23 protein-coding genes are annotated in these 21308 nt (G+C 71.7%); 5 read left to right on the top strand and 18 right to left on the bottom strand.

Features of this window, described 5'->3' with window-relative positions; translation table 11 throughout:
* Window positions 1–24 precede the first annotated feature (24 nt).
* From NCCP_RS02295 to fabF, 4 genes are all read left to right on the top strand, one after another.
* The gene (locus tag NCCP_RS02295) at window positions 25–963 is read left to right on the top strand and encodes an ACP S-malonyltransferase (RefSeq protein ID WP_149955446.1); all 939 of its coding nucleotides are present in this window, start codon (window positions 25–27) and stop codon (window positions 961–963) included.
* 1 nt (window position 964) lies between these two features.
* Window positions 965–2020 (top strand): beta-ketoacyl-ACP synthase III, encoded by a 1056-nt coding sequence (locus NCCP_RS02290; RefSeq protein WP_149955445.1) that lies wholly within the window; start codon window positions 965–967, stop codon window positions 2018–2020.
* 94 nt (window positions 2021–2114) lie between these two features.
* Window positions 2115–2360 (top strand): acyl carrier protein, encoded by a 246-nt coding sequence (locus NCCP_RS02285; protein WP_149955444.1) that lies wholly within the window; start codon window positions 2115–2117, stop codon window positions 2358–2360.
* Between the two features lie 146 nt (window positions 2361–2506).
* Window positions 2507–3745 (top strand): beta-ketoacyl-ACP synthase II, encoded by a 1239-nt coding sequence (fabF, locus tag NCCP_RS02280; RefSeq protein ID WP_149955443.1) that lies wholly within the window; start codon window positions 2507–2509, stop codon window positions 3743–3745.
* 351 nt (window positions 3746–4096) lie between these two features.
* On the opposite strand, the gene NCCP_RS02275 is transcribed toward fabF, so the two are convergent.
* The 16 genes from NCCP_RS02275 to ffh form a co-directional block, all read right to left on the bottom strand.
* Window positions 4097–4600, bottom strand: coding sequence for a DUF3145 domain-containing protein (locus NCCP_RS02275; protein WP_149955442.1), 504 nt, complete (start codon window positions 4598–4600; stop codon window positions 4097–4099).
* Window positions 4601–4971: 371 nt separating this feature from the next.
* Window positions 4972–6078, bottom strand: a complete 1107-nt coding sequence (locus NCCP_RS02270) for a tyrosine recombinase XerC (protein WP_149955441.1) — start codon at window positions 6076–6078, stop codon at window positions 4972–4974.
* 220 nt (window positions 6079–6298) lie between these two features.
* Window positions 6299–7702 carry a DNA-processing protein DprA gene (locus tag NCCP_RS02265; RefSeq protein WP_225873624.1) on the bottom strand — a complete coding sequence of 468 codons (1404 nt, stop codon included), beginning with the start codon at window positions 7700–7702 and terminating at the stop codon, window positions 6299–6301.
* Window positions 7699–9324 (bottom strand): YifB family Mg chelatase-like AAA ATPase, encoded by a 1626-nt coding sequence (locus NCCP_RS02260; RefSeq protein ID WP_149955440.1) that lies wholly within the window; start codon window positions 9322–9324, stop codon window positions 7699–7701. Before NCCP_RS02260 ends, NCCP_RS02265 begins: the two co-directional genes overlap by 4 nt.
* Window positions 9321–9680, bottom strand: coding sequence for a YraN family protein (locus NCCP_RS02255; RefSeq protein WP_149955439.1), 360 nt, complete (start codon window positions 9678–9680; stop codon window positions 9321–9323). Before NCCP_RS02255 ends, NCCP_RS02260 begins: the two co-directional genes overlap by 4 nt.
* Before the next feature lie 136 nt (window positions 9681–9816).
* Window positions 9817–10143 carry a DUF2469 domain-containing protein gene (locus tag NCCP_RS02250; RefSeq protein ID WP_149955438.1) on the bottom strand — a complete coding sequence of 109 codons (327 nt, stop codon included), beginning with the start codon at window positions 10141–10143 and terminating at the stop codon, window positions 9817–9819.
* 22 nt (window positions 10144–10165) lie between these two features.
* Entirely contained in the window at window positions 10166–10879 is a 714-nt protein-coding gene (locus tag NCCP_RS02245; protein WP_149955437.1) for a ribonuclease HII, read from the bottom strand.
* A 171-nt stretch (window positions 10880–11050) separates the two neighbouring features.
* Window positions 11051–11842 carry a signal peptidase I gene (gene lepB / locus NCCP_RS02240; protein ID WP_149955436.1) on the bottom strand — a complete coding sequence of 264 codons (792 nt, stop codon included), beginning with the start codon at window positions 11840–11842 and terminating at the stop codon, window positions 11051–11053.
* A gap of 101 nt (window positions 11843–11943) precedes the next feature.
* Window positions 11944–12531, bottom strand: a complete 588-nt coding sequence (lepB, locus tag NCCP_RS02235) for a signal peptidase I (RefSeq protein ID WP_263970113.1) — start codon at window positions 12529–12531, stop codon at window positions 11944–11946.
* Between the two features lie 123 nt (window positions 12532–12654).
* Complete coding sequence (gene rplS, locus NCCP_RS02230) at window positions 12655–13014, bottom strand: 50S ribosomal protein L19 (RefSeq protein ID WP_149955434.1); 360 nt, start codon at window positions 13012–13014, stop codon at window positions 12655–12657.
* A gap of 264 nt (window positions 13015–13278) precedes the next feature.
* Entirely contained in the window at window positions 13279–14109 is an 831-nt protein-coding gene (gene trmD, locus NCCP_RS02225) for a tRNA (guanosine(37)-N1)-methyltransferase TrmD (RefSeq protein WP_149955433.1), read from the bottom strand.
* Between the two features lies 1 nt (window position 14110).
* Window positions 14111–14638 (bottom strand): ribosome maturation factor RimM, encoded by a 528-nt coding sequence (gene rimM, locus NCCP_RS02220; protein WP_149955432.1) that lies wholly within the window; start codon window positions 14636–14638, stop codon window positions 14111–14113.
* A 182-nt stretch (window positions 14639–14820) separates the two neighbouring features.
* On the bottom strand, window positions 14821–15063 hold the full coding sequence (locus NCCP_RS02215; protein WP_149955431.1) for an RNA-binding protein: 243 nt from the start codon (window positions 15061–15063) through the stop codon (window positions 14821–14823).
* 2 nt (window positions 15064–15065) lie between these two features.
* A complete protein-coding gene (gene rpsP / locus NCCP_RS02210) occupies window positions 15066–15479 on the bottom strand; it encodes a 30S ribosomal protein S16 (RefSeq protein ID WP_149955430.1) in 414 nt (137 codons plus the stop codon).
* A 203-nt stretch (window positions 15480–15682) separates the two neighbouring features.
* Window positions 15683–16231: an NUDIX domain-containing protein gene (locus NCCP_RS02205; protein WP_149955429.1), complete on the bottom strand. Its 549-nt coding sequence runs from the start codon at window positions 16229–16231 to the stop codon at window positions 15683–15685.
* 25 nt (window positions 16232–16256) lie between these two features.
* Window positions 16257–17807, bottom strand: a complete 1551-nt coding sequence (gene ffh / locus NCCP_RS02200) for a signal recognition particle protein (RefSeq protein WP_149955428.1) — start codon at window positions 17805–17807, stop codon at window positions 16257–16259.
* Between the two features lie 118 nt (window positions 17808–17925).
* On the opposite strand from ffh, the gene NCCP_RS02195 reads away from it, so the two are divergent.
* The gene (locus NCCP_RS02195) at window positions 17926–19338 is read left to right on the top strand and encodes a glucose-6-phosphate dehydrogenase (RefSeq protein ID WP_225873623.1); all 1413 of its coding nucleotides are present in this window, start codon (window positions 17926–17928) and stop codon (window positions 19336–19338) included.
* A gap of 140 nt (window positions 19339–19478) precedes the next feature.
* On the opposite strand, the gene NCCP_RS02190 is transcribed toward NCCP_RS02195, so the two are convergent.
* Complete coding sequence (locus NCCP_RS02190) at window positions 19479–19817, bottom strand: P-II family nitrogen regulator (RefSeq protein ID WP_149955427.1); 339 nt, start codon at window positions 19815–19817, stop codon at window positions 19479–19481.
* Window positions 19814–21121 carry an ammonium transporter gene (locus NCCP_RS02185; RefSeq protein ID WP_149955426.1) on the bottom strand — a complete coding sequence of 436 codons (1308 nt, stop codon included), beginning with the start codon at window positions 21119–21121 and terminating at the stop codon, window positions 19814–19816. The genes NCCP_RS02190 and NCCP_RS02185 overlap by 4 nt, the downstream gene beginning before the upstream one ends.
* Window positions 21122–21308 lie beyond the last annotated feature (187 nt).

The raw sequence follows: 21308 nt of genomic DNA, 5'->3' as shown, positions 1-21308 counted from the left end.
TGCCTCGTTTGAAAAGGTGGAATAGTGCTAGCAATCGTGTGCCCAGGCCAGGGATCCCAGACCCCCGGCTTCCTGTCCCCCTGGCTTGAGGTCCCCGGCGTCGCCGGGCACTTGGCCTCCCTCTCCGAACTGACCGCACGCGACCTCGTGGAACACGGGACCGTTTCCGACGAGGAGACCATCAAGGACACCGCCGTCGCCCAGCCGCTGATCGTCGCGGCCGGCCTGGTGGCCGCCCGCGCCCTCTTTGGCTCCAGCCTGCCCTCCGGCGCCGTGCTCGCCGGGCACTCCGTCGGCGAGGTCACCGCCAGCGCCCTGGCCGGCGCCCTGCCCGAGGGCGAGGCGATGGTGTTTGTCCGCGAACGCGCCAACGCGATGGCCGCGGCCGCCGCGGAGGTTCCCACCGGCATGGCTGCCGTCCTGGGCGGAGACCCGGAGGAGGTCCTGGCCGCCATCTCCGCTGCCGGCCTGACCGCGGCCAACGCCAACGGGGCCGGGCAGACCGTCGCCGCCGGCACCCTGGAGGAGATTGCCGCGTTCGCCGCCGCACCGCCGGCCAAGGCCCGCGTCGTGCCGCTGAAGGTCGCCGGCGCCTTCCATACCCACCACATGGCTCCGGCGGTGGGCGTGCTCGAAGCCCTGGTGCCGTCGCTGCATCCGGCCGATCCCGCCGTCACGCTGCTGAGCAACCACGACGGCGCCCCCGTTGCCTCCGGCGAGGCGAACCTCGCCAGCCTGGTCGCGCAGGTTTCCCGCCCGGTGCGCTGGGACCTGTGCATGCAGCGCCTGGCCGACCTCGGCGTCACCGGCATCCTGGAGCTTCCCCCGGCCGGAACCCTGGTGGGCCTGGCCAAGCGCGGCCTCAAGGGCGTCGCGACGCTGGCCCTGAAGTCCCCGGAGGACCTGGACGCCGCGCGCGCCTTCGTCGCCGACCACACCGCCCTTCGAGAGGAACAGAACTAACGTGACTGCCGCCCTGGCGCAGAGCCCCCTGCGCGAACACACCCGCATTCTCGGCGTCGGAGCCTTCCGCCCGGACGTGATCGTCACCAACGAGGACGTCTGCCAGTGGATCGACTCCTCCGACGAGTGGATCCGCCAGCGCACCGGCATCGTCACCCGCCACCGCGCCGACGCCTCCACCTCCGTCGTGGACATGGCCGAGGGAGCCGCCCGCGAGGCGCTGGCCCAGGCCGGCATCGAGCCCTCCCAGCTGGGCGCGGTCATCGTGGCCACCGTCAGCTCCCCCTACGCCACCCCGTCCGCGGCCGCCGAGCTGGCCGGGCGCCTTGGAGCCACTCCGGCGCCGGCGTTCGACCTCTCCGCCGCGTGCGCGGGCTACTGCTACGGCGTGGCCCAGGGTGATGCACTGGTCCGTTCCGGCATGGCCGACTACGTCCTGGTCGTCGGCTCGGAGAAGCTCTCCGACTTCATCGACAACCACGAACGCACCATCTCCTTCCTGCTCGGCGACGGCGCCGGCGCCGTGGTGATCGGCCCCTCCGAGACCGCAGGCATCGGCCCGTCCATCTGGGGCTCCGACGGCACCAAGTCCAGCGCCATCGGCATGACGCACTCGCTGCTGGACCTGCGCGACGTCGCCCTGCAGGCAGAGGAGGAGCCCACGGGCGAGGCGCTCGTGGCCGGCACCGAGGCCAAGCTGTGGCCGACCCTGCGCCAGGACGGGCAGACCGTGTTCCGCTGGGCCGTCTGGGAGATGGCCAAGGTCGCCAAGCGCACCCTGGACGCCGCCGGCATCACCGCCGACGACCTGTCCGCGTTTATCCCGCACCAGGCGAACATGCGCATCATCGACGAACTGGCCAAGCAGCTGAAGCTTCCCGAGTCCGTGGCGATCGGCCGCGACATCGCCGACGCCGGCAACACCTCCTCCGCGTCCGTCCCGCTGGCGATGCACCGCCTGCTCAAGGAGCAGCCGGAGCTTTCCGGCGGCCTGGCCCTGCAGATCGGCTTCGGCGCGGGCCTCGTCTTCGGCGCACAGGTTGTCGTCCTGCCCTAGGCTTGGACGGGGAAAAACACCACCACAAACCAGACCGCCGCGGCGGTGTGAAAAAACGTCGGGCCCTGCCCGGCCCAAACGAAAAGGAGCCACCATGGCTAGCAACGAAGAGATCCTGTCCGGCCTGGCCGAGATCGTCAACGAAGAGACCGGCCTTGCCCCGGAGGCCGTCGAGATGGACAAGTCCTTCACCGACGACCTGGACATCGACTCCATCTCCATGATGACGATCGTCGTCAACGCCGAAGAGAAGTTCGACGTCAAGATCCCGGACGAGGAGATCAAGAACCTCAAGACCGTCGGCGACGCCGTCAACTTCATCGCCGCAGCCCAGGCCTAGTCCTCGGCCACAGGCCCGTGCGTCCGTGAAGGACGCGCAGGATCCGCTGGATCCACCGGGGCGGCCCCGCAGCAGCAGGGTCGCCCCGCCCGCACCCGCCCCACGCGTCCGGAGGACCTCCTCCGACTCAGCACAGAGAGTTTCCTATGGCCCGCAAAGTTGTAATCACCGGCCTTGGCGCCACCACGCCGATCGGCGGGGACGTGCCCACGCTGTGGGGCAATGCGCTCAAGGGCGTTTCCGGCGCCCGCACGCTGACCGAAGACTGGGTGGAGGAGTTCAACCTGCCCGTCACCTTCGCCGCCCAGGCCTCCACCCCGGCCTCCGAGGTCCTCTCCCGCGTCGAGATGAAGCGCATGGACCCCTCCACCCAGTTCGCCGTGGTCGCCTCGCGCGAGGCCTGGAAGGACTCCGGCATCGAGGAGATGGACCACGACCGCCTCGCTGTGGCCTTCGCGACCGGCATCGGCGGTGTCTGGACGCTGCTGGACGCCTGGGACACCCTCCGGGAGAAGGGCCCGCGCCGCGTCCTGCCGATGACCGTGCCGATGCTCATGCCCAACGGCCCGGCCGCCGCGGTCAGCATGGACCTGGGTGCCCGCGCCGGCGCCCACACCCCCGTGTCCGCCTGCGCCTCCGGCACCGAGGCCCTCAACGTGGGCCTGGAGCTGATCCGCAGCGGCAAGGCCGATGTGGTGATGTGCGGTGGCGCCGAAGCCGCCATCCACCCCATGCCGATCGCCGCGTTCGCCGCCATGCAGGCCCTCTCCCGCCGCAACGACGAGCCCGAGCGCGCTTCCCGCCCCTACGACACCGCCCGCGACGGCTTCGTCATGGGTGAAGGCGCCGGGGCCCTGGTGCTTGAGGCCGAAGAGCACGCGCTGGCCCGTGGGGCGCGCATCTACGCCGAGCTGGCCGGCACCTCCGTCACCGCGGACGCCTACCACATCACCGCCCCGGACCCGGAGGGCCTGGGCGCCACCCGCGCGCTGAAGGGGGCCATGTTCGACGGGCGCATCCAGCCGGAGGACGTCGTCCACATCAACGCCCACGCCACCTCCACCCCGGTGGGCGACAAGCCCGAGTACACCGCCCTGCGCGCCGCCTTCGGCAAGCACGTGGACAACCTCGCGGTCTCCGCCACCAAGTCCCAGATGGGCCACCTCCTGGGTGCCTCCGGCGCCGTGGAGTCGGTGCTGACCGTGATGGCTGTATACGAGCGCCGCGCCCCCGTCACCATCAACCTGGAGAACCAGGACCCGGACATCCCGCTGGACGTTGTCACCGGCTCCCCGCGCGATCTCCCCCAGGGCCCGATCGTGGCGCTGAACAACTCCTTCGGCTTCGGCGGCCACAACGCCGTCGTCGCAGTCCGCAGCATCTAGCCGCGGCAGGCACACAGGACCTTTACGGCCGTTGCGGCACCCCCGGCCCGGGGGCGCCGCAACGGCCGTTTGGCGCTTAAGGCCGCACGGTCCCGCGGTGGCGTTCCCCGCGGCACCGGTGTTCCCCGCACCGGTGTTCCCCGGGCCGGTGGCCCCGCTGGAGGACGGGGTCCGGGCCCGGGGCCCCCGGGCAAAGTGGGCGGCCCTGTGACTGGAGGATGCGGCGCTGGAGGATGCGGCGCTGGAGGATGCGGTGCCGGGACGGCCCTGCGCCGGCCCGGCGGGTCTGTTCGACCCGGTATTTATGGGGCCCTTGACCTATCCGGCCCTGTATCTATCCAACCTGGTGATCTATCCAACCTGGTGCAGCCAGCGGACCGGTGCCCCGTCGGCGGCGTAGCGGAACGGCTCGAGTTCCTCGTCCCACGCCTCCCCCAGCGCCAGCGACAGTTCGTGGTAGAGCACGGCCGGGTTCCCGGCGCCCTGCTCGTAGGCGTAGCGGATGCGGTCCTCGGTCACGACGATGTTCCCGGCGCTGTCCGTGGTCGCATGGAAAATGCCCAGCTCGGGAGTATGCGACCAGCGGCTGCCGTCCACGCCCCGGCTGGCCTCCTCGGTAACCTCATAGCGCAGGTGCGCCCAGCCCCGCAGCGCCGAGGCCAGTTTGGCGCCGGTGCCCGGCGCGCCGGCCCACCCGATCTCCGCCCGGTACATTCCGGGCGCGGCAGGTTGGAGCGTCCACTTCAGGTCCGTCCGCTGGTCGACGACGGACCCGATGGCCCACTCGATATGGGGGCACAACGCAGTAGGGGCCGAATGCACAAAAAGTACGCCCCTGGTCATTGCCTCAGACATGCCATCCTCCAGTTGCTTTGGTACGTCTTCCCCAACGACCACAGCCACCCGGGTTTCCGACTGTCCGACGGAATTCATTCTGCCCGAAGAGAGCATCCCCCGCCAGCTGTAAATATTGTGACGCTCTCTGTTGTTCCATGTCAGGCTTCAAACTTCCGGCGACGGTGACCGAACGTGCCACATTCCACACGCCGGTCCGGCCCTTCCTGCTCCCCAAGTTGGGTCCATCAATTGCGTGAGCCGGAAAAGCACGCCCGCTCCGGGCGCTCACGCCGGCAGGGAGAGGCGCGGCGAAGGCCACGGCCCCGGCGGACCCCCGGCCGCGGGTGCGGGTCCCGGGACGGGATCCGGAGGGGCCGGAACGGGTGGATTCAGGCGCGCGGGTGGGCCTGCTGGTAGCTGGCCCGCAGGCGCTCGACCGACACGTGGGTGTAGAGCTGGGTGGTCGCCAGGGAACTGTGACCCAGCAGTTCCTGCACCGCGCGCAGGTCCGCGCCCGCGTCCAGCAGGTGGGTCGCGGCTGTGTGCCGCAGGGCGTGGGGGCCGCGGGCGGCGGTGTCTCCCAGCCCCTCAAGCGCACGGGAAACCACCTCGCGCGCCTGGCGCTGCCCCAGCCGGCCCCCGCGCACCCCGAGGAACAGTGCCGGGCCGCTGCCTCGGGCCGCCAGCAGGGGCCGCCCCCGACGCAGCCAGTCGTTGAGGGCGTTCAGCGCCGGCTGGCCGAACGGAACGGTACGTTCCTTGTTGCCCTTGCCCACCACCCGCAGCGTGCGCCGGTCGTGGTCCACGTCGTCAATGTCCAGGGCCACCAGTTCCCCCACCCGGATGCCGGAGGCGTACAGCAACTCCAGCAGGGCAAGGTCCCGGTCGGCGAGCGCAGCTTCGCGGGGGTCGGCCTCACGGGCTGGGGCGGACGCGCCGGTGGGCTCAGGGACGGGGGACGCAGCGCCGGTCCCCCCGCCGCGGGAGGCTGCAGGGCCGGTGGCGCGGCCCGTGTCCCGTCCCGCGGAGGCGCCGTCGAGCAGCCGCTGCATCTGGCCCTGCTGCAGCACGTGCGGCAGGGACTTTTCCGGGCGCGGGGACTGCAGGCGAAGGGAGGGGTCCTGCGGGACCAGTTCCTCGCGCTTGGCCCAGGCCAGGAAGGTCCGGGCTGAGGCCGCGTGCCGGGAGAGGGTGGAGCGGGACTTTCCGGCAGCCTGTTGGCCCCCGAGCCACAGCCGCAACAGGGACAGGTCGATGTCGGCGAGCCGGGTGGCGCCGTGGCCCGCGCAGTAGGCCAGCAGGGAGGCGGCGTCGCCGGTATAGGCACGTACGGTGTGGGCGCTGCGGGCCTTCTCGAACTCCAGGTGGCGCGAAAATCCCTCAAGCGCGGCCGCGAACTCCACTGGAAGCGGCGCGGCGGCCCCGGCCTTTCCCCCACCCTCCTGGAGGGCGCCAAAACGGGAGGATCGGGAGCGCGATGCGGCGGGGTCGGACATTTCTCCACTTTGCCCCGCCGCCGGCACCGGACCAAGCAAACACGCCGATAAAGCTGCGCCGGTAGAACTGCGCCGGTAGAACTGCGCCGGCAGAACTGTGCCGGCGCAGGCCATGCGGTGCCCCCCGCCCGGCGATCCCACCACCGGGCCGGGTGGCGCCGCCTCCGGGGGGCAGCACGGCCTCCGGGGCAGATTCCGGTCCCTCCGTGAGGGGGCGGACTCAGTCGGGGCGGGCACGCTGCCATCCGTCGCCGAGCCGCCGGGCCAGTCCGCGTGCCTGGAGGCGGGAAAGCCCGCCGAGCACGGCCCCGATGCCCAACCCCGCGACCACCCCCAGCTTGTCCGGGGTGCTCGTGGCACGTACCGGCAGCGCATCCAGCAGGAGAAGGTCCTGGATGTCGAGCCCGTCGTGGGGCCGGGCAGCCTCCCGGCTGCGTGCGGCCTCCCCGCTGCCCTGGCCCGCGCGGTCCTCCGGCACCCCCCGGCCGGCCGGGGCCGCCGGGGTCTCTGGCGTGGCCGGGCCGCCTGCGGCGCGGGGGCCCGCCTCCCCTTCCCTGCCGGAGCCGACGTCGGAGCGCGGGAACGGGGGCCTTTGGCGCCTGCCCAACAACTCCAGAACCTCGGCGGCGTCGGTCACGGCCAGGGCAGCCCCTTCCCTGAGCAGCCGGTGGCATCCCGCGGAATTGGCCGAGTACACCGAGCCGGGCACGGCCCCCACCTCCCGCCCCATCTCCGCGGCCCGGTGGGCGGTCGTGAGCGCCCCCGAACGCCACCGGGCCTCCACCACCACGGTGGCGGCGCAAAGGGCCGCGATCAGCCGGTTGCGCTGGAGGAAGCGCCACCGCGTGGGTGCCGTGCCGGGGGACACCTCGGCCAGCAGCACCCCTGCCGCGGCGACGCGGCGCAGCAGGTCCTCGTTGCCCGCGGGGTAGAACCGGTCCAGCCCTCCGGCCATCACTGCCACCGTCGGCGGAAGACCCCCTGGCGGCACGGGCCGCGCAGCCGCCGCGCTTGCGCTATGGCCTGCGCACTGGCCCGCGCACTGGCCCGCGGCAAGCGCGGCCTCATGGGCCCTGGCATCGATGCCGTAGGCGCCCCCGGAGACGACCGTCACCGCCTCCCGCACCAGGGCCGAGGCCAGCTCGGCGGTCACCTGCCGGCCGTAGGCGGTCGCGTCGCGGCTGCCCACCACGGCCACCAGATCTCCCACCGGCGGCAGCGCCGGAGCCTCCACTGTGCCCCGCCACCACAGGCACAGCGGCGCGGCCAGGCCCAGCGCGTCGAACTGGTCCGGCCAGCCGGGGTCCTCCGGCACCAGAAGTCCGCCGCCGAGGCGGCGCATGGTGTCCAGGTCGCGTTCCGGGGCGGCGTCGGGCAGCCGCGGGCGCCAGCGCTCCAGTCCGGCACCCAACCGGTGCTCGGCGCGCGTCGCGGTGAACCCTTCCAGCAGTTCGGCCACGGCCTGCTGTTCCCGCGCGGGGGCCTTTCCGTCGCGGGCGCCAATGAGGCGGAAGGCCTCCTCGGGGCCCGCCACCGCCACGAGGGCGAGTCCGGTCAGGTCTGAGGGCTCCATCAGCCGGGCCAGGCCGGCGCGGGCCACCCGGACGGCATCGGGGACGTTCATGCCGCCTCCCCCTGGGCCGGGTGGCGCAGCTGGAACGCCACGTCCACGTCCGCGGCCTGCGGACGGCTTCGTCCGGCCAGGTCGCTGACGGTCCAGGCGATGCGCAGGACCCGGTCATAGCCGCGGGCCGTGAGTGTCCCGTGGTCCATCGCCCGGTCCAGGGACGCGGTCGCGTCCGCGGGCAGCCGCAGCGGCCCGCGCAGGAGGGAGCCGCCCAGTTCGGCGTTGCGCGCCAGCCCCACGGCGGCGAGCCGCTCCACCTGCTGCTGCCGGGCCGTGGCCACCCGCCGGGCCACCGCGGCGCTGCCCTCCCCGGGCGAGGCGGAGCGCAGGTGGCCGGCGGTCACGCGTGCGACGGTGATCTGGAGGTCTATGCGGTCCAGCAGGGGGCCCGAGAGCCGCTGGAAGTAGCGGATCCGCTGCATCGGGGAGCACCGGCAGTCCCTGCCCTTGCCGGAGGAGAGCCCGCAGGGGCAGGGGTTGGCGGCCAGCACCAGCTGGAACCGCGCGGGATACGTTGCAGCCCCTGCGGCGCGGTGGAGGGTCAGTTGCCCGGACTCCAGCGGCTGGCGCAGGCTGTCCAGCGCCTTGGCGGAGAACTCCGGTGCCTCGTCCAGGAACAGGACGCCACGGTGGGCCCGGGAGGCGGCGCCGGGGCGGGGAAGCCCTGAGCCTCCGCCAATCAGGGCCGGGGTGCTCGCGCTGTGGTGCGGGTTTTCGAAGGGCGGGCGGCGAATCAGCCGGTCCACCGGGCCTCCTCCGCCGGCCAGGGAATGTATCGCCGTCGTCTCCATAGCCTCCCGGTCGGTGAGGTCCGGCAGCAGTCCCGGCAGCCTTTCGGCGAGCATCGTCTTGCCGGCCCCGGGCGGGCCGACCATCAGCAGGTGGTGTCCGCCCGCGGCGGCAACCTCCAAGGCGTAGCGGGCCTGCTCCTGCCCGGCGATGTCCGCCAGGTCGGGGGCGCCGGCGGCTCCGGGCGCCCCGGGCGCCCGGGGCGCCCCGGGCGCCCGGGGCGCCTTGTCCGGCGTTCCGGCCGATGCGCGGTTCCGCAGGTTCCCGTCGTCGGAGCGTTCTGCCCAGGCCGGGGCGGGGGCGGGGCGCTCCAGCTTCGCCGGGTCCGCCCCGAACTCGGCCAGGACGTCGGCCAGGTGGCCGAAGGCGGTGACTTTGGCCCCCGGCACCAGCCGCGCCTCCGCCGCGTTTCCCTCGGCGACCACCACCCGCGGCCGGCCCGAGGCCACTGCGGCCATGACGGCGGGCAGGATGCCGGCGACCGGGCGCAGGTACCCGTCCAGTCCGAGTTCGGCGAGGTAGACCACGCCGGGCGGGGCGGCGATGTCCCCGGCGGCGGCCAGGGAGGCCACGACGATGGCCAGGTCGAACGCCGAGCCCCGTTTGGGCAGGGAGGCCGGCACCAGGTTCACCGTGATCCGCCGCGCGCTCAGGGGCATGCCCGAGTTGCGGGCGGCGGCCCGGATCCGGTCCCGCGATTCGGCCAGGGACGCATCCGGCAGGCCCAGCAGGACGAAGCCGGGCAGGCCGCCCCCCAGATCCGCCTCCACCTCCACCAGGTGCCCGTTCAGGCCCACCAGGGCCACCGCGGCGGCCCGGCCGAGGCTCATGGCTGCACCGCCCGATAGTGCTCGATCAGCGGACGCCCGCGGGGTGGGAGCACGATGGCCACCACATCGATCCGCGCCCGCTCCCCGTCCCGCCCCTTTTCCCGGCACCAGATCCGGGTGAGCACACACAGCCGGACCAGCTTCCGGGGGCCCACAGCCTCGGCGGGGTGCCCGTACCCCAGCCCTGCCCGGGTCTTCACCTCCACGCCCACGACCTGCCCCGCGTCCTCGGCGACGATGTCCAGTTCCCCGCGCGCGCAGCGCCAGTTCCGCTCCAGCACGGCCATGCCGTGCTGTTCCAGGAAGGCGGCGGCGAGGTCCTCCCCCGCCGCCCCCAATGCTTGGTTTGCTCCCATTGCCTGCACCTCCGCCACCAGCGTCGTCCCATGCCAACGGCCCCGGGGCGATGCCCGGGGCCGTTGTGGATGCCCGCCCGCGCGGGTGCGGCTGTGGAGGGCCGGCGCGGCAGGTCCTGCCGGGCCGGCCGGGGAGCTAGTGGCCCATTCCCGCATCCTTGGGGATGGTGAGGTCTTCGCTTTTGCTCAGTTCCTCGATGTTGACGTCCTTGAAGGTGATGATCCGGACATTCTTGACAAACCGCGCGGTGCGGTACACGTCCCACACCCAGGCGTCCTGCAGCGTGACGTCAAAGTAAACCTCACCGTCCGCGGAACGCGCCTTGAGGTCGACGTGGTTAGCGAGGTAGAAGCGCCGCTCCGTTTCGACCACGTAGCTGAACAGGTTCACCACGTCCTTGTATTCGCGGTAAAGCTGCAGTTCCATGTCGGTCTCGTAGTTTTCGAGGTCTTCGGCACTCATTGTTTCCTCCTGGTCTCGAAGACTATTGTGCCTGATCGGCAATGGTCAGCCGCCAGCTGTGGCGGTGCTGGGCGCTGGCGCCCAGCGCGGCGATCGCGGCGCGGTGCGCCTGTGTCCCGTATCCCTTGTTCACCGCCCACCCGTAGCCGGGAAGTTCGGCGTCGTAGTCGGTCATGAGGGCGTCGCGCTCGACCTTGGCCAGCACGCTGGCGGCGGCGACGGAGAGGCATTGCAGGTCGGCCTTGACTTTCAGCCGCACGGCCACGTCGACGCCGTCGTCCCCGCCGGCCCCGGCGCCGCCGTCCAGTCCCTCGAAGAGGGCCGGCTGTTCGCGCCGGCCGAGCCAGTCGAGGTTCCCGTCCAGGAGCACGACGTCGGGCCGCGCGGCGGCCGCGGCGGCCCAGGCGCGCGTGCCGGCCAGCCGCAGCGCCGGCACCAGCCCGAGCGCGTCGATCTCCTCGGCCGAGGAGTGCCCCACGCCCCATGCCGCCGCCCAGGCGCGAATCAGCGGCACCAGGGCCAGGCGGTCGGCCGGGGCCAGGAGCTTGCTGTCGCGGACGCCCTGCAGCGGTCCCGCCCGGAGCGGGTCGACGACCACCAGTCCCACGGTGACGGGTCCGGCCAGGGCGCCGCGGCCAACCTCGTCGCATCCTCCCACCAGGCGGAAGCCCTGCGCGGCGAGGGCGCGCTCGGTCTCCAGGGTGGGGTCCTGGACCGCCGTCTTGGAGGCCGGCACCTTGGTGGCCGGCGCCTTAGGCCTCAGTGCCCTGGGGGTCCGCGCCTTGGCTGGTGCCGTGGCCGGTGTCAGAGCCGGTGTCAGGGCCGGTGTCGCGGGCAGTGTCTTGGCCGGCGGCGCCGTCGGTGCGGGGGCCCCGCGGCGCGGGCCCGGGCCGGTGGCGGCCACGGCCTAGCCGGCCCCGTCGGCGGGCACGGCCGCAAAGACGTCATGGTAGTCGGCGACGATGCCGATGCGCCCCAGCGGCCAGGCGATCACGGTGGTTTTGCCCTCGACGTCCCCAATGTCGACAAACCCGCCGTCGATGTCCTCGTGGTACCGGGAGTCGGCGGAGGCGTCGCGGTGGTCGCCCAGCACCCAGAGCTTGTCCTGCGGCACCGTCACGGAGAACTCCTCGTCGGAGGGCGAAGCCCCCGGCCAAACATAGGGTTCGCTGATCGGTTCCCCGTTGACCAGGATCCTCCCGTCCGCGTCGCAGCACTCGACGGTGTCCCCCGGCAGCCCGATCACGCGCTTGACCAGGTGCTGCTGGGACGAGTCCGGAACGAGCCCGACGAAGGCGAGGAACCCGGACACCGGGTTCACCTCCGCCGCGGCCGTCTCGCCGAGCCATCCCTTGGTGTCCTTGAAGACCACCACGTCACCGCGTTCCAATCCGAACGGGCCGGGCACCAGCAGGTTCACGAAGATGCGGTCGTTGACCTCCAGGGTTGGCTCCATGGAGCCGGAAGGGATGTAGAAGGCCCGGAAGAAGAAGGTCTTGATGACAAAGGAGAGCACCAGCGCGATGCCGGCGATCATCAGGATTTCCTTCAGCCACCCCCAGGCTCCCTGGGCGGCCCGGGCACCGCGACCGGCCCCGGTTCCACGGTCGGCCCGGCGTCCGCGCCTGCGTCCCGGCATGCGTCCCTGCCGGTGCCCGTGCGCGGCGGCAGGATCCTCCGTGCCGTCCGGCTTTGACATGGGCCCGTCCTTCCTCTGCTGGTTCTCAACGCCGTGCTGGTTCTCAACGCCGTGCCGGTTCCCGACGCCGTGCCCGTGCCCGCCGGGTGCGCCGCCGCCGTTCATTCGCCCTCCCGCGGCAGCGCGGCGGCACGGTCGAGGGGCCAGACCACGGAGGTGACACGTCCAAGGATGCGCTCGACCGCGATCATCCCGCCGCCGGGCGCCCCCAGCAGGGCACGCGAGTCGGCGGAGGCCGCGCGGTGGTCGCCCATCACCCACACCCGCCCCTCCGGAACGGTCGCCACAAAGCGGATGTCGCTGGCCGCGTCCCCATCGTAAACATAGGGCTCCTCCAGCGGTTCGCCATTGAGCAGGAGCATTCCGTCCGCATCACAACACTCTAGGGTGTCCCCGCCCACCGCGATAACCCGCTTCACATAGGAGGTTCCGCCGCCGGAAAGGTGCAGGGCGCGCAACAGCGCATCAACGGCATCCGGACGCTGGTAGGGCAGGAAGGAACCGCGGCCGTCGAAGACCACGACGTCGCCGCGGCGCACCTCGCCGCCGCGGTAGGCCGTGCGGTCCACCATGATGCCGTCACCCGGGGCGAGCAGCGGCTGCATCGATTCGCTGCCGATGCGGTGGAAATCCACAAGGGTGGCACGCACGATCACGGCGACAACGGCGGCGGCCACGAGTGCGCCCACGACAAGGCGCCAGCCCCGAAAACGGGACCGGCGCCTCGCGCGCCCCGGCGACGGATCGCGGGGGCTGGGTTCTATCTGCAAGATCGGCTGGGGCGCCCGGAGGCGTCCGCGGTTCGGATCAGGCTACTTGGCGGTGCCGAAGTCGCGCTTTTCCTTGATCTTGGCGGCCTTGCCGTGGCGGTCGCGCATGTAGTACAGCTTGGCGCGACGCACGTCGCCGCGGGCGACGACCTCAATCTTGTCGATGATCGGGGAGTGCACCGGGAAGGTACGCTCCACGCCGACGCCGAAGGAGACCTTGCGGACCGTGAAGGTCTCGCGCACGCCGTCGCCCTGGCGGCCCAGGACGAAGCCCTGGAAGACCTGGACGCGGGAGTTCTTGCCTTCAATGATGTTCACGTGCACCTTGACGGTGTCGCCGGCGCGGAACTCGGGAACGTCGTTGCGCAGGCTTGCTGCGTCGAGGGAATCGAGAATATGCATGGATATTCCTCCTAGGTGGCCGCCACGGGTCCTCCACCATGAACGCGACGGAGGTCCCGTCCCCGAGGGGACAGGGCCGTCTCGCCGAAGCTGGTTCACCGGCGGATCCGGATTCGGATGCCGGGCGGCCCGGCTGTTGGCCCGCTCCCCCCGTGGCAGGAGCTGGCCCAGCAGGCACAAACACCCATTTTGCCACAGCATCGGCGGCCAGGCGAATCCCCCACCAGGTGAATCCCCCGCAGGGCGGTTCTCCGCCGGTCGCGGTCAGGCGGGGTGTGCGGGCGCTTCCGGGTCCCCGCCGGCGTCGGGGCGCCGGACGATCCGCCCCTGGTCCAGCATGAAGCCCGCATGCCAGAGCGTGTCGCGGTCCTTCGCGTTCAGGGTCGCCGGGTCCAGCGCAAGGATCAGGTCCGGGCGGCGGGCCGCGGTGCGCCGGAGCTGTTCGTTGCGGCGGTGACGGGCGATCTTGCCGTGGTTGCCTCCGAGCAGGACCTCGGGCACCGCGCGCCCCTCCCACACCGCGGGCTTGGTGTAGACGGGGTACTCGAGCAGGCCGTCGGAGTGGGACTCCTCGACGAGGGATTCGGGGTTGCCGACCACTCCCGGGACCAGCCGCCCGATCGCCTCCACCATGGCCAGCACCGCGACCTCGCCGCCGTTGAGGACGTAGTCGCCCAAGGAAACGGGGCGGACCTCGAAGCGTTCGGCGGCCCATTCGAGCACCCGCTCGTCGATGCCCTCGTAGCGGCCGCAGGCAAACGCCAGGTGAGGCTCCGCGGCGAGCTCGTGGGCCATCGCCTGGGTGAACACGGCCCCGGCCGGGGACGGGACGATCAGCAGCGGCTTCCGGCCCGGCGGCACCGGAGACGTCTCAGCGATTTCCGCGAGGGCGGCCGCCCACGGCTCCGGCTTCATGACCATGCCCGCGCCGCCGCCGTAGGGGGTGTCGTCCACGGTGTGGTGCCGGTCGGTGGTGCGCTCGCGCAGGTCCTGGACCCGCAGGTCCAGCAGGCCCTCGCGGCGGGCCTTGCCGATCAGGGACAGGTCCAGCGCGGCCAGGTATTCGGGGAAGATGCTGACGACGTCGATGCGCACCCTAGTCCCGCCCCTCCGCGTCGTCCCGGTTGAGTTCGAAGAGCCCCGGCGGCGGGGTGACAACCACGAACCCGCCCTCGAGGTCCACCTCGGGAACGATTTCCTCGACGAAGGGCACCAGCACCTCGGCGCCGTCGGCGGCCTCGACGATCAGCAGGTCCTGCGCGGCGTGTGTGCGCAGGCCGGTGACCTTGCCCACGGAGGCGCCATCCACGCGCACGTCCAGGCCCTCGAGCTCGTGCTCATACCAGGCGTCCTCGTCGTCCTCGTCGTCTTCGGCGTCTACGAACAGCTGGGCCCCGCGCAGCGTTTCGGCCGTGTTGCGGTCGCGGACCTCCTTGAAGGCCAGCAGCAGGATGTCCTTGTTCCAGCGGGCGCCGGCGACCGTGAGCGTGCCCAGCTTGGCCGGCTCGACAATCAGTTCGGTGCCGGGGAGGAAGCGTTCCTCGGGGGCGTCGGTCATGACCTGGACGGTGACCTCGCCGCGGATTCCGTGCGGCTTGCCGATGCGTGCGACCTGGAGGCGCATGCTTGCTCCTTCTTGGGGTGTCTCTGGCGGGGTGCCCGGCCGGCCCCTGGACCCGCGGGCCCGTGGCGGTGGGACAGGGCGGGGGCGGGTACTTCGGGGCCCTGGATGGGGCTTTTAACGGCACCGGCCCCGCACCGTGTTCGGTGCGGGGCCGGTGCGCGTGGGTGATGCCGCTTGCGCGGCTACCGGCGGCGGTCCGTGTCGACAACGTCGACGCGGATCGGCTCGCCGTCGGCCAAGGCCGCGACCACGGTGCGGAGGGCCTTCGCGGTGCGTCCCTGGCGGCCGATGACCCGGCCCAGGTCGTCCGGGTGGACGCGCACCTCAAGGGTCTCCCCGCGGCGGTTGCTCTTGAGCTCAACGGTCACGTCGTCCGGAGAATCGACGATTCCGCGCACCAGGTGGTCGAGCGCCTCGGCCAGCACTGCTACTCGGCCTCGGTGGCTTCAGCCTCGGCGGCTTCGGTCTCCTCGACCTTGGCGGCCTTCTTGGTGATGGCCTCGGGCAGGATGACCGAGCCCTTCTGCGGCACAACGAAGGCCTCCTTCGGAGCCTTGCTCTTCAGGGTGCCTTCCTGGCCCGGCAGGCCCTTGAACTTCTGCCAGTCACCGGTGATCTTCAGGATCGCGGCAACCTGCTCGGTCGGCTGGGCGCCGACGGACAGCCAGTGCTGGGCACGCTCGGAGTTGACCTCGATGAACGAGGGCTCCTCGGTCGGGTGGTACTTGCCGATCTCCTCGATGGCACGGCCATCGCGCTTGGTGCGGGAATCCGCGACAACGATGCGGTAGTACGGGGCGCGCATCTTGCCGAAGCGCTTCAGGCGAATCTTAACGGCCACTTTTGTGGTCACTCCTATTTCTGGTGAAAAGGTCGAACCCGGGTTTCTGCTCCCGTGGGGCGGGCCGTACTTCGCGGGTTCAAAGGACAAGACGGCGCGCGGAGAGAGGGGCCACGTGCCATCGAGTACCTTGCCATTATGCCAGAGGGTTCCCTTCTCCGCTAACCGCACCGGCGTGGCGGCGCGGCGTGGCGGCGCGGGGCTCAGTCCCGGCGCAGGATCCCCGGCACCGGCGGCAGCTCCGGCATGAGCCGGCGGCCCGGGCCGGTGCTGCCCGGGCGCTGCCGCGGCGTGGCATCGCGGCCGTCCTCGAGTTCGGCCGTCCCGCCCAGCTCAAGCGCCCACAGCGCGGCGGCGGCCCGTTCGCCGTCGGCCGGTTCCAGGAGCCGGGATACCGCTTCGGGGTGGGAGAACGCGGCCTCCACGCCGTCCGGGGCGGTGAAGACCGTCCCGGACGTGTCCCAGGTGCCGCCGTCGAAGACCAGGGAGAGCGAGCCGCCGTCGGTCCCGGTGGCGAAGTCCTGGACCAGCAGTCGGCCCAGGCCGCCGTCCAGACCCAGGCGGCGCAGCGCCCGCTCGGCGGTGGCGCGCGGGGAGGATTCCGGGCGGACCGCCCCGCCGGGCAGCTTCCATATCCGGTCCGCGCCGCGGACCAGCAGGACGCGCCCGTCCGGGCGGCGCAGCAGCACCGTGGCGACCACGCGGTGGCGCCAGCGCCCGCTCAGGAAGCCGTCCAGGCCGGTGGTGGTCATCGTGCCCGGGCCCGCCCGCCGGGGCCTACTTGCCCAGGAACTTCTCGAAGCCCTTGGGCAGGTTCAGGTCCTCGGGCTTGAAGTCCTTCGCGGCGTTGCCGAACGCGGCGCCCGCCGGCAGCGAGGGCTTGCGGTTGGCAGCCTCGGCCGCCGCCTGGGCGGCCTTGGCCGGGTTGCCGTACTTCTGCTTCTTCTTGGCGCCGCCCTTGGCCGGGGCCTTCTTGGCGCGGCCGCCCGGCATGCCCGGCATGCCGCCACCGGCGGCCATGCGCTTCATCATTTTCTGCGCCTCGGTGAAGCGCTCCAGCATCGCGTTGACCTCGGACACGTGCACGCCCGAGCCCTTGGCGATGCGGGCCCGGCGGGAGCCGTTGATGATCTTGGGGACGCGGCGCTCGTGCGGGGTCATCGAACGCACGATCGCCTCGATGCGGTCGATCTGGCGCTCGTCGAACTGCTCCAGCTGCTGGCGGGACACCTGGGCGCCGGGCATCATCGTGAGCATCTTCTTCAGCGATCCCATCTTGCGGATCTGCTGCATTTGGGCCAGGAAGTCCTCAAGGGTGAAGTCCTCCTGGTCGACGAACTTCTTCGCCATCCGCTCGGCTTCGTCCTTGTCCCAGGACTTCTCGGCCTGCTCGATCAGGGTCAGGATGTCGCCCATGTCGAGGATGCGGGAGGCCATGCGGTCCGGGTGGAAGACCTCGAAGTCGTCCAGGCCTTCGCCGGTCGAGGCGAACATGACCGGCTTGCCGGTGACCGAAGCCACCGAGAGCGCGGCGCCGCCGCGGGCGTCGCCGTCGAGCTTGGAGAGCACGACGCCGGTGAAGTTCACTCCGTCGTTGAACGCCTGGGCGGTGTTGACCGCGTCCTGGCCGATCATCGCGTCGATGACGAAAAGGACCTCGTGCGGGTTGATGGCGGCACGGATGTCCGCGGCCTGCTGCATCATCTCCGCGTCCACGCCGAGGCGCCCGGCGGTGTCGACGATGACGATGTCGTGCTGCTTCTGGCGGGCCTCGGAAACGCCGTTGCGGGCCACCACCACGGGATCGCCCGTGGAGGCCTCGAACTCGGAGGAGACCCCCGGGTGCGGCGCGTACACGGGCACGCCGGCGCGTTCGCCGTTGACCTGGAGCTGCTTGACGGCGTTGGGACGCTGGAGGTCGCAGGCGACCAGCAGCGGGGTGTGGCCCTGGCCCTTGAGCCACTTGGCCAGCTTGCCCGCGAGCGTGGTCTTGCCGGCGCCCTGCAGGCCGGCGAGCATGATCACCGTCGGCGGGTTCTTGGCCAGGTTGATGCGGCGGGTCTCCCCGCCGAGGATGCGCACCAGTTCGTCGTTGACGATCTTGACGACCTGCTGGCCGGGGTTCAGCGCCTGGCTGACCTCCTCGCCCAGGGCGCGTTCCTTGACGTGGGCAGTGAATTCGCGCACCACGGGCACGGCGACGTCGGCATCCAGCAGCGCGCGGCGGATCTCGCGGACGGTGCCGTCGACGTCGGCCTCGGTCAGGCGGCCCTTGCCGCGGAGGTTCTTGAAGGTCGCTGTCAGGCGGTCGGAGAGGGAATTGAACACGTGCAGTGCACTTCTTTCGCTAGGCGTGTCTGCGTGCGGGCGCCGCCCGCTGGACTCAACATCCAAGCCTAGCAAGGACGGGCAGACAACGGGACGCAATGGTGGCAGTGTGGAGATCGTGGCCGCAGCCCAGAACCGTCGCGTGAAGACCCTGCTCATCCTCGGTGCCTCGGGGGACCTGACGGGGCGCCTGCTGCTGCCCGGCCTGGCCGGGCTGGTCGGCACCGGGCGCGTGCCCGGGCTGGTGCTGGTCGGGGCCGATGCCGCCGGCTCCGGCGAAGGGGCCTGGCGGGACCGCGTGGAGCGGGTGTTCGCCGAGGCGGGGCAGGCGGCGGACGACGCCGGCAGGGGCCACTTAGCCGCGGTCGCCGCCGCCACGCGGTACCGCGCCGGGGACGTGACGCGGCCCGGGGTGCTGGCGAATATGCTGGCGGAGCTGGAGGGCCCGACGGCCGTGTACTTCGCGCTGCCTCCCGCCGTCACGGAGGCGGCCTGCGCGGTGCTGGCACCGGAGGAGGTGCCGGAGGGGACGACGCTGGTCCTGGAAAAGCCCTTCGGTTCCAGCGCGGAGTCGGCGCGGGAGCTGAACCGCACGCTGGCCCGCCTGGTGCCGGAGCCGAACATCCAGCGCATCGACCACTTCCTGGGCAAGGCCACGGTGCTCAACATCCTGGGCCTGCGCTTTGCCAACCGGCTCCTGGAGCCGCTGCTGGGCCGCGAGCACGTGGCCCAGGTGGAGATCGTCTACGACGAGGACCTGGCCCTGGAAGGCCGGGCCGGCTACTACGACCGCTCCGGGACGCTGCGGGACATGATCCAGTCCCACCTGCTGCATGTCCTGGCCCTGCTGGCAATGGACGCCCCGGCTTCCCTGGGGGAAAGGGACCTGCGCGACCGGATCGCCGAGGCGCTGCGGGCGGCCTCCGTGCCGGGGGACTTCGCCCGCACCACCCGCCGGGCCCGCTACACGGCAGGGCGCAGCCAGGGCCGGCCGGTGCCGGACTATGCGGCCGAGGCGGGGGTGGACGGATTCCGGGGCACCGAGACGCTGGCCGAAATCGAGGTCCGCGTCGGGAACGGGCGGTGGGCCGGGGTCCCGTTCATCCTGCGCTCCGGGAAGGCGCTGGGGCGCCGGCGCAAGGAGGCCGTAATCACCTTCCGGCCGGTGGACCACCTGCCGGAAGGCTTCCGGGGGCACGATTCGCCGACGCGCCTGCGCATCGGCTTCGGCCCGGACACCCTGGCCCTGGAACTCGACATCAACGGGCCCGGGGACCCCTACACGCTGGACCGGGTCGACCTGCGCGCGGACCTCAACTCCCCCAACCTGCTGCCGTACGGCGAGGTGCTGCTGGGGGTCCTGTCCGGGGACCCGACGCTGTCGGTGCGCGCGGACACGGCCGAGGACTGCTGGCGGATCGTCGAACCGGTGTTGGCAGCCTGGGCGGCCGGGGAGGTTCCACTGGAGGAGTATCCGGCCGGCAGCGGCGGACCGGCAGGCTGGGCGTCCCCTCCCCCGCCCCAGTCCTGACCTCCGGCAGCGGCACCGGGAGCAGGACCGGGCAGACAACGCGGAAAGGGGCCGCCCCGGCGCCGTACGTGGTGTACGGCGCCGGGGCGGCCCCCGAGTGGCTGCGCGCCGTCGTGGCTGCGCGGCGTGTTGCGTTTGGTCTACAGTGCGGCGTCGCCGCGCTCGCCGGTGCGCACGCGCACCGCTTCCTCGACCGGGACCACCCACACCTTGCCGTCGCCGGCCCGGCCGGTGTTGGCGGTGGCGACCAGGACATCGACGATGTCCCCGGCCCATTCGTCGCTGACCAGGACCTCGACGCGCACCTTGGGCAGCAGGTCGACGGTGTACTCCGCGCCGCGGTAGACCTCGGTGTGTCCGCGCTGGCGGCCGTAACCGCTGGCCTGGCTGACCGTCAGGCCCTGGACCCCGTAGCTCTCCAGGGCGCCTCGGATCGACTCGATCTTGTCCGGCCGGACAATTGCCGTGACCAGTTTCATGCCTTTGCCTCTTCCTTCTTGTGGCTCTTCAGGTGACCGGAGGTTGCCGGGTGCGGAACGAAGCTGCCGCCGGTGCCCAGGCCGCCGAACTCGTAGGCGGTTTCCGCATGCTGCGTCAGGTCGACGCCGGAGATCTCTTCCTCGGCCGTGATCCGGAAGCCGATGGTCTTGTGGATGGCAAGACCGATGATAGCGGTCATCACACCGGAGAAGACGATCGCCACGACCGCCGCCACGGTCTGGGCGCCCAGCTGGGCCAGGCCGCCGCCGTAGAAGAGGCCGCCGCCGGCGCCCTCGGCCGGCAGGGCGACGAAGCCCAGGGCCAGGGTGCCGATCAGGCCGGAGACCAGGTGCACGCCGACGACGTCCAGGGAGTCGTCATAGCCGAAGCGGTACTTGAGGCCGACCGCGAGGGCGGAGGCGGCGCCGGAGATGATGCCGAGGCCGATCGCGGCCAGCGGGGACACGCTGGCGCAGGCCGGGGTGATGGCCACCAGGCCGGCCACGATGCCGGAGGCGGCGCCCAGGGAGGTCGGGTGGCCGTCGCGGATGCGCTCGGTCAGGATCCAGGCGAGCATCGCGGCCGCCGGGGCGACCATGGTGTTGATCCAGATCAGGCCGGCTTCCTCGGCCGTGCCGGCGGCACCGCCGTTGAAGCCGAACCAGCCGAACCACAGGAGGGCGGCGCCGAGCATGACGAACGGGATGTTGTGCGGGCGCTGGCTCGGGTCCTTGCCGAAGCCCTTGCGGACACCCAGGATCAGGGCCAGGACCAGGCCTGCGACGCCGGCGTTGATGTGCACCACGGTGCCGCCGGCGAAGTCGATCGCCTCTCCGGCCCAGCTGCCGATGGCCCCCTCGGCCCCCAGCAGGCCGCCGCCCCAGACCCAGAAGGCCAGCGGCGCGTAGACCAGGGTGACCCAGATCGGGGTGAACAGCGCCCAGGCCCCGAACTTGGCGCGGTCAGCAATGGAACCGGAAATCAGGGCGACCGTGATAATCGCGAAGGTCGCTCCGTACCCTGCGCCGATCAGGTCCTCGCTGTTGAGGATCGCTTCCATGCCGAACTGGGTGAAGGGGCTTCCGAAGAGTCCGCCGACGTTGTCGCCGCCGCCGGCCATCGAGTGGCCCCACAGAACCCATACGACCCCGGCCATGCCGACGGCGACGAAGCTCATCATCATCATGTTCAGCACGCCCTTGGCGCGGGTCATGCCTCCGTAGAAGAATGCCAGTGCTGGGGTCATGAGCAGCACCAGTGCCGCGCAGACCATCATCCAGACGTGACCTGCGGTCAGATCCATTCCGTCCTCCTGTGATTGGTGCGATTTCCGCTTGCTACAAGCGTCACGGACTCGTGTTTCGGCCAGCGGAGGCGGTTGTTTCGCGGCAGTTACAGGATGCGGCGCCGTGTAAAGAAGTTGTGGCCCGAATGTTGCGTGCGTATTACGCCACCCGGGGACGGCGCCGGGGCATGTCCGTCCCGGGGGG

Origin of the sequence: Zafaria cholistanensis (assembly GCF_008580665.1) — a bacterium.
Classification (GTDB): domain Bacteria; phylum Actinomycetota; class Actinomycetes; order Actinomycetales; family Micrococcaceae; genus Zafaria; species Zafaria cholistanensis.
The sequence above is the reverse complement of the archived record's forward strand: the minus strand, read 5'-3'. Positions and strand labels throughout refer to the sequence as shown.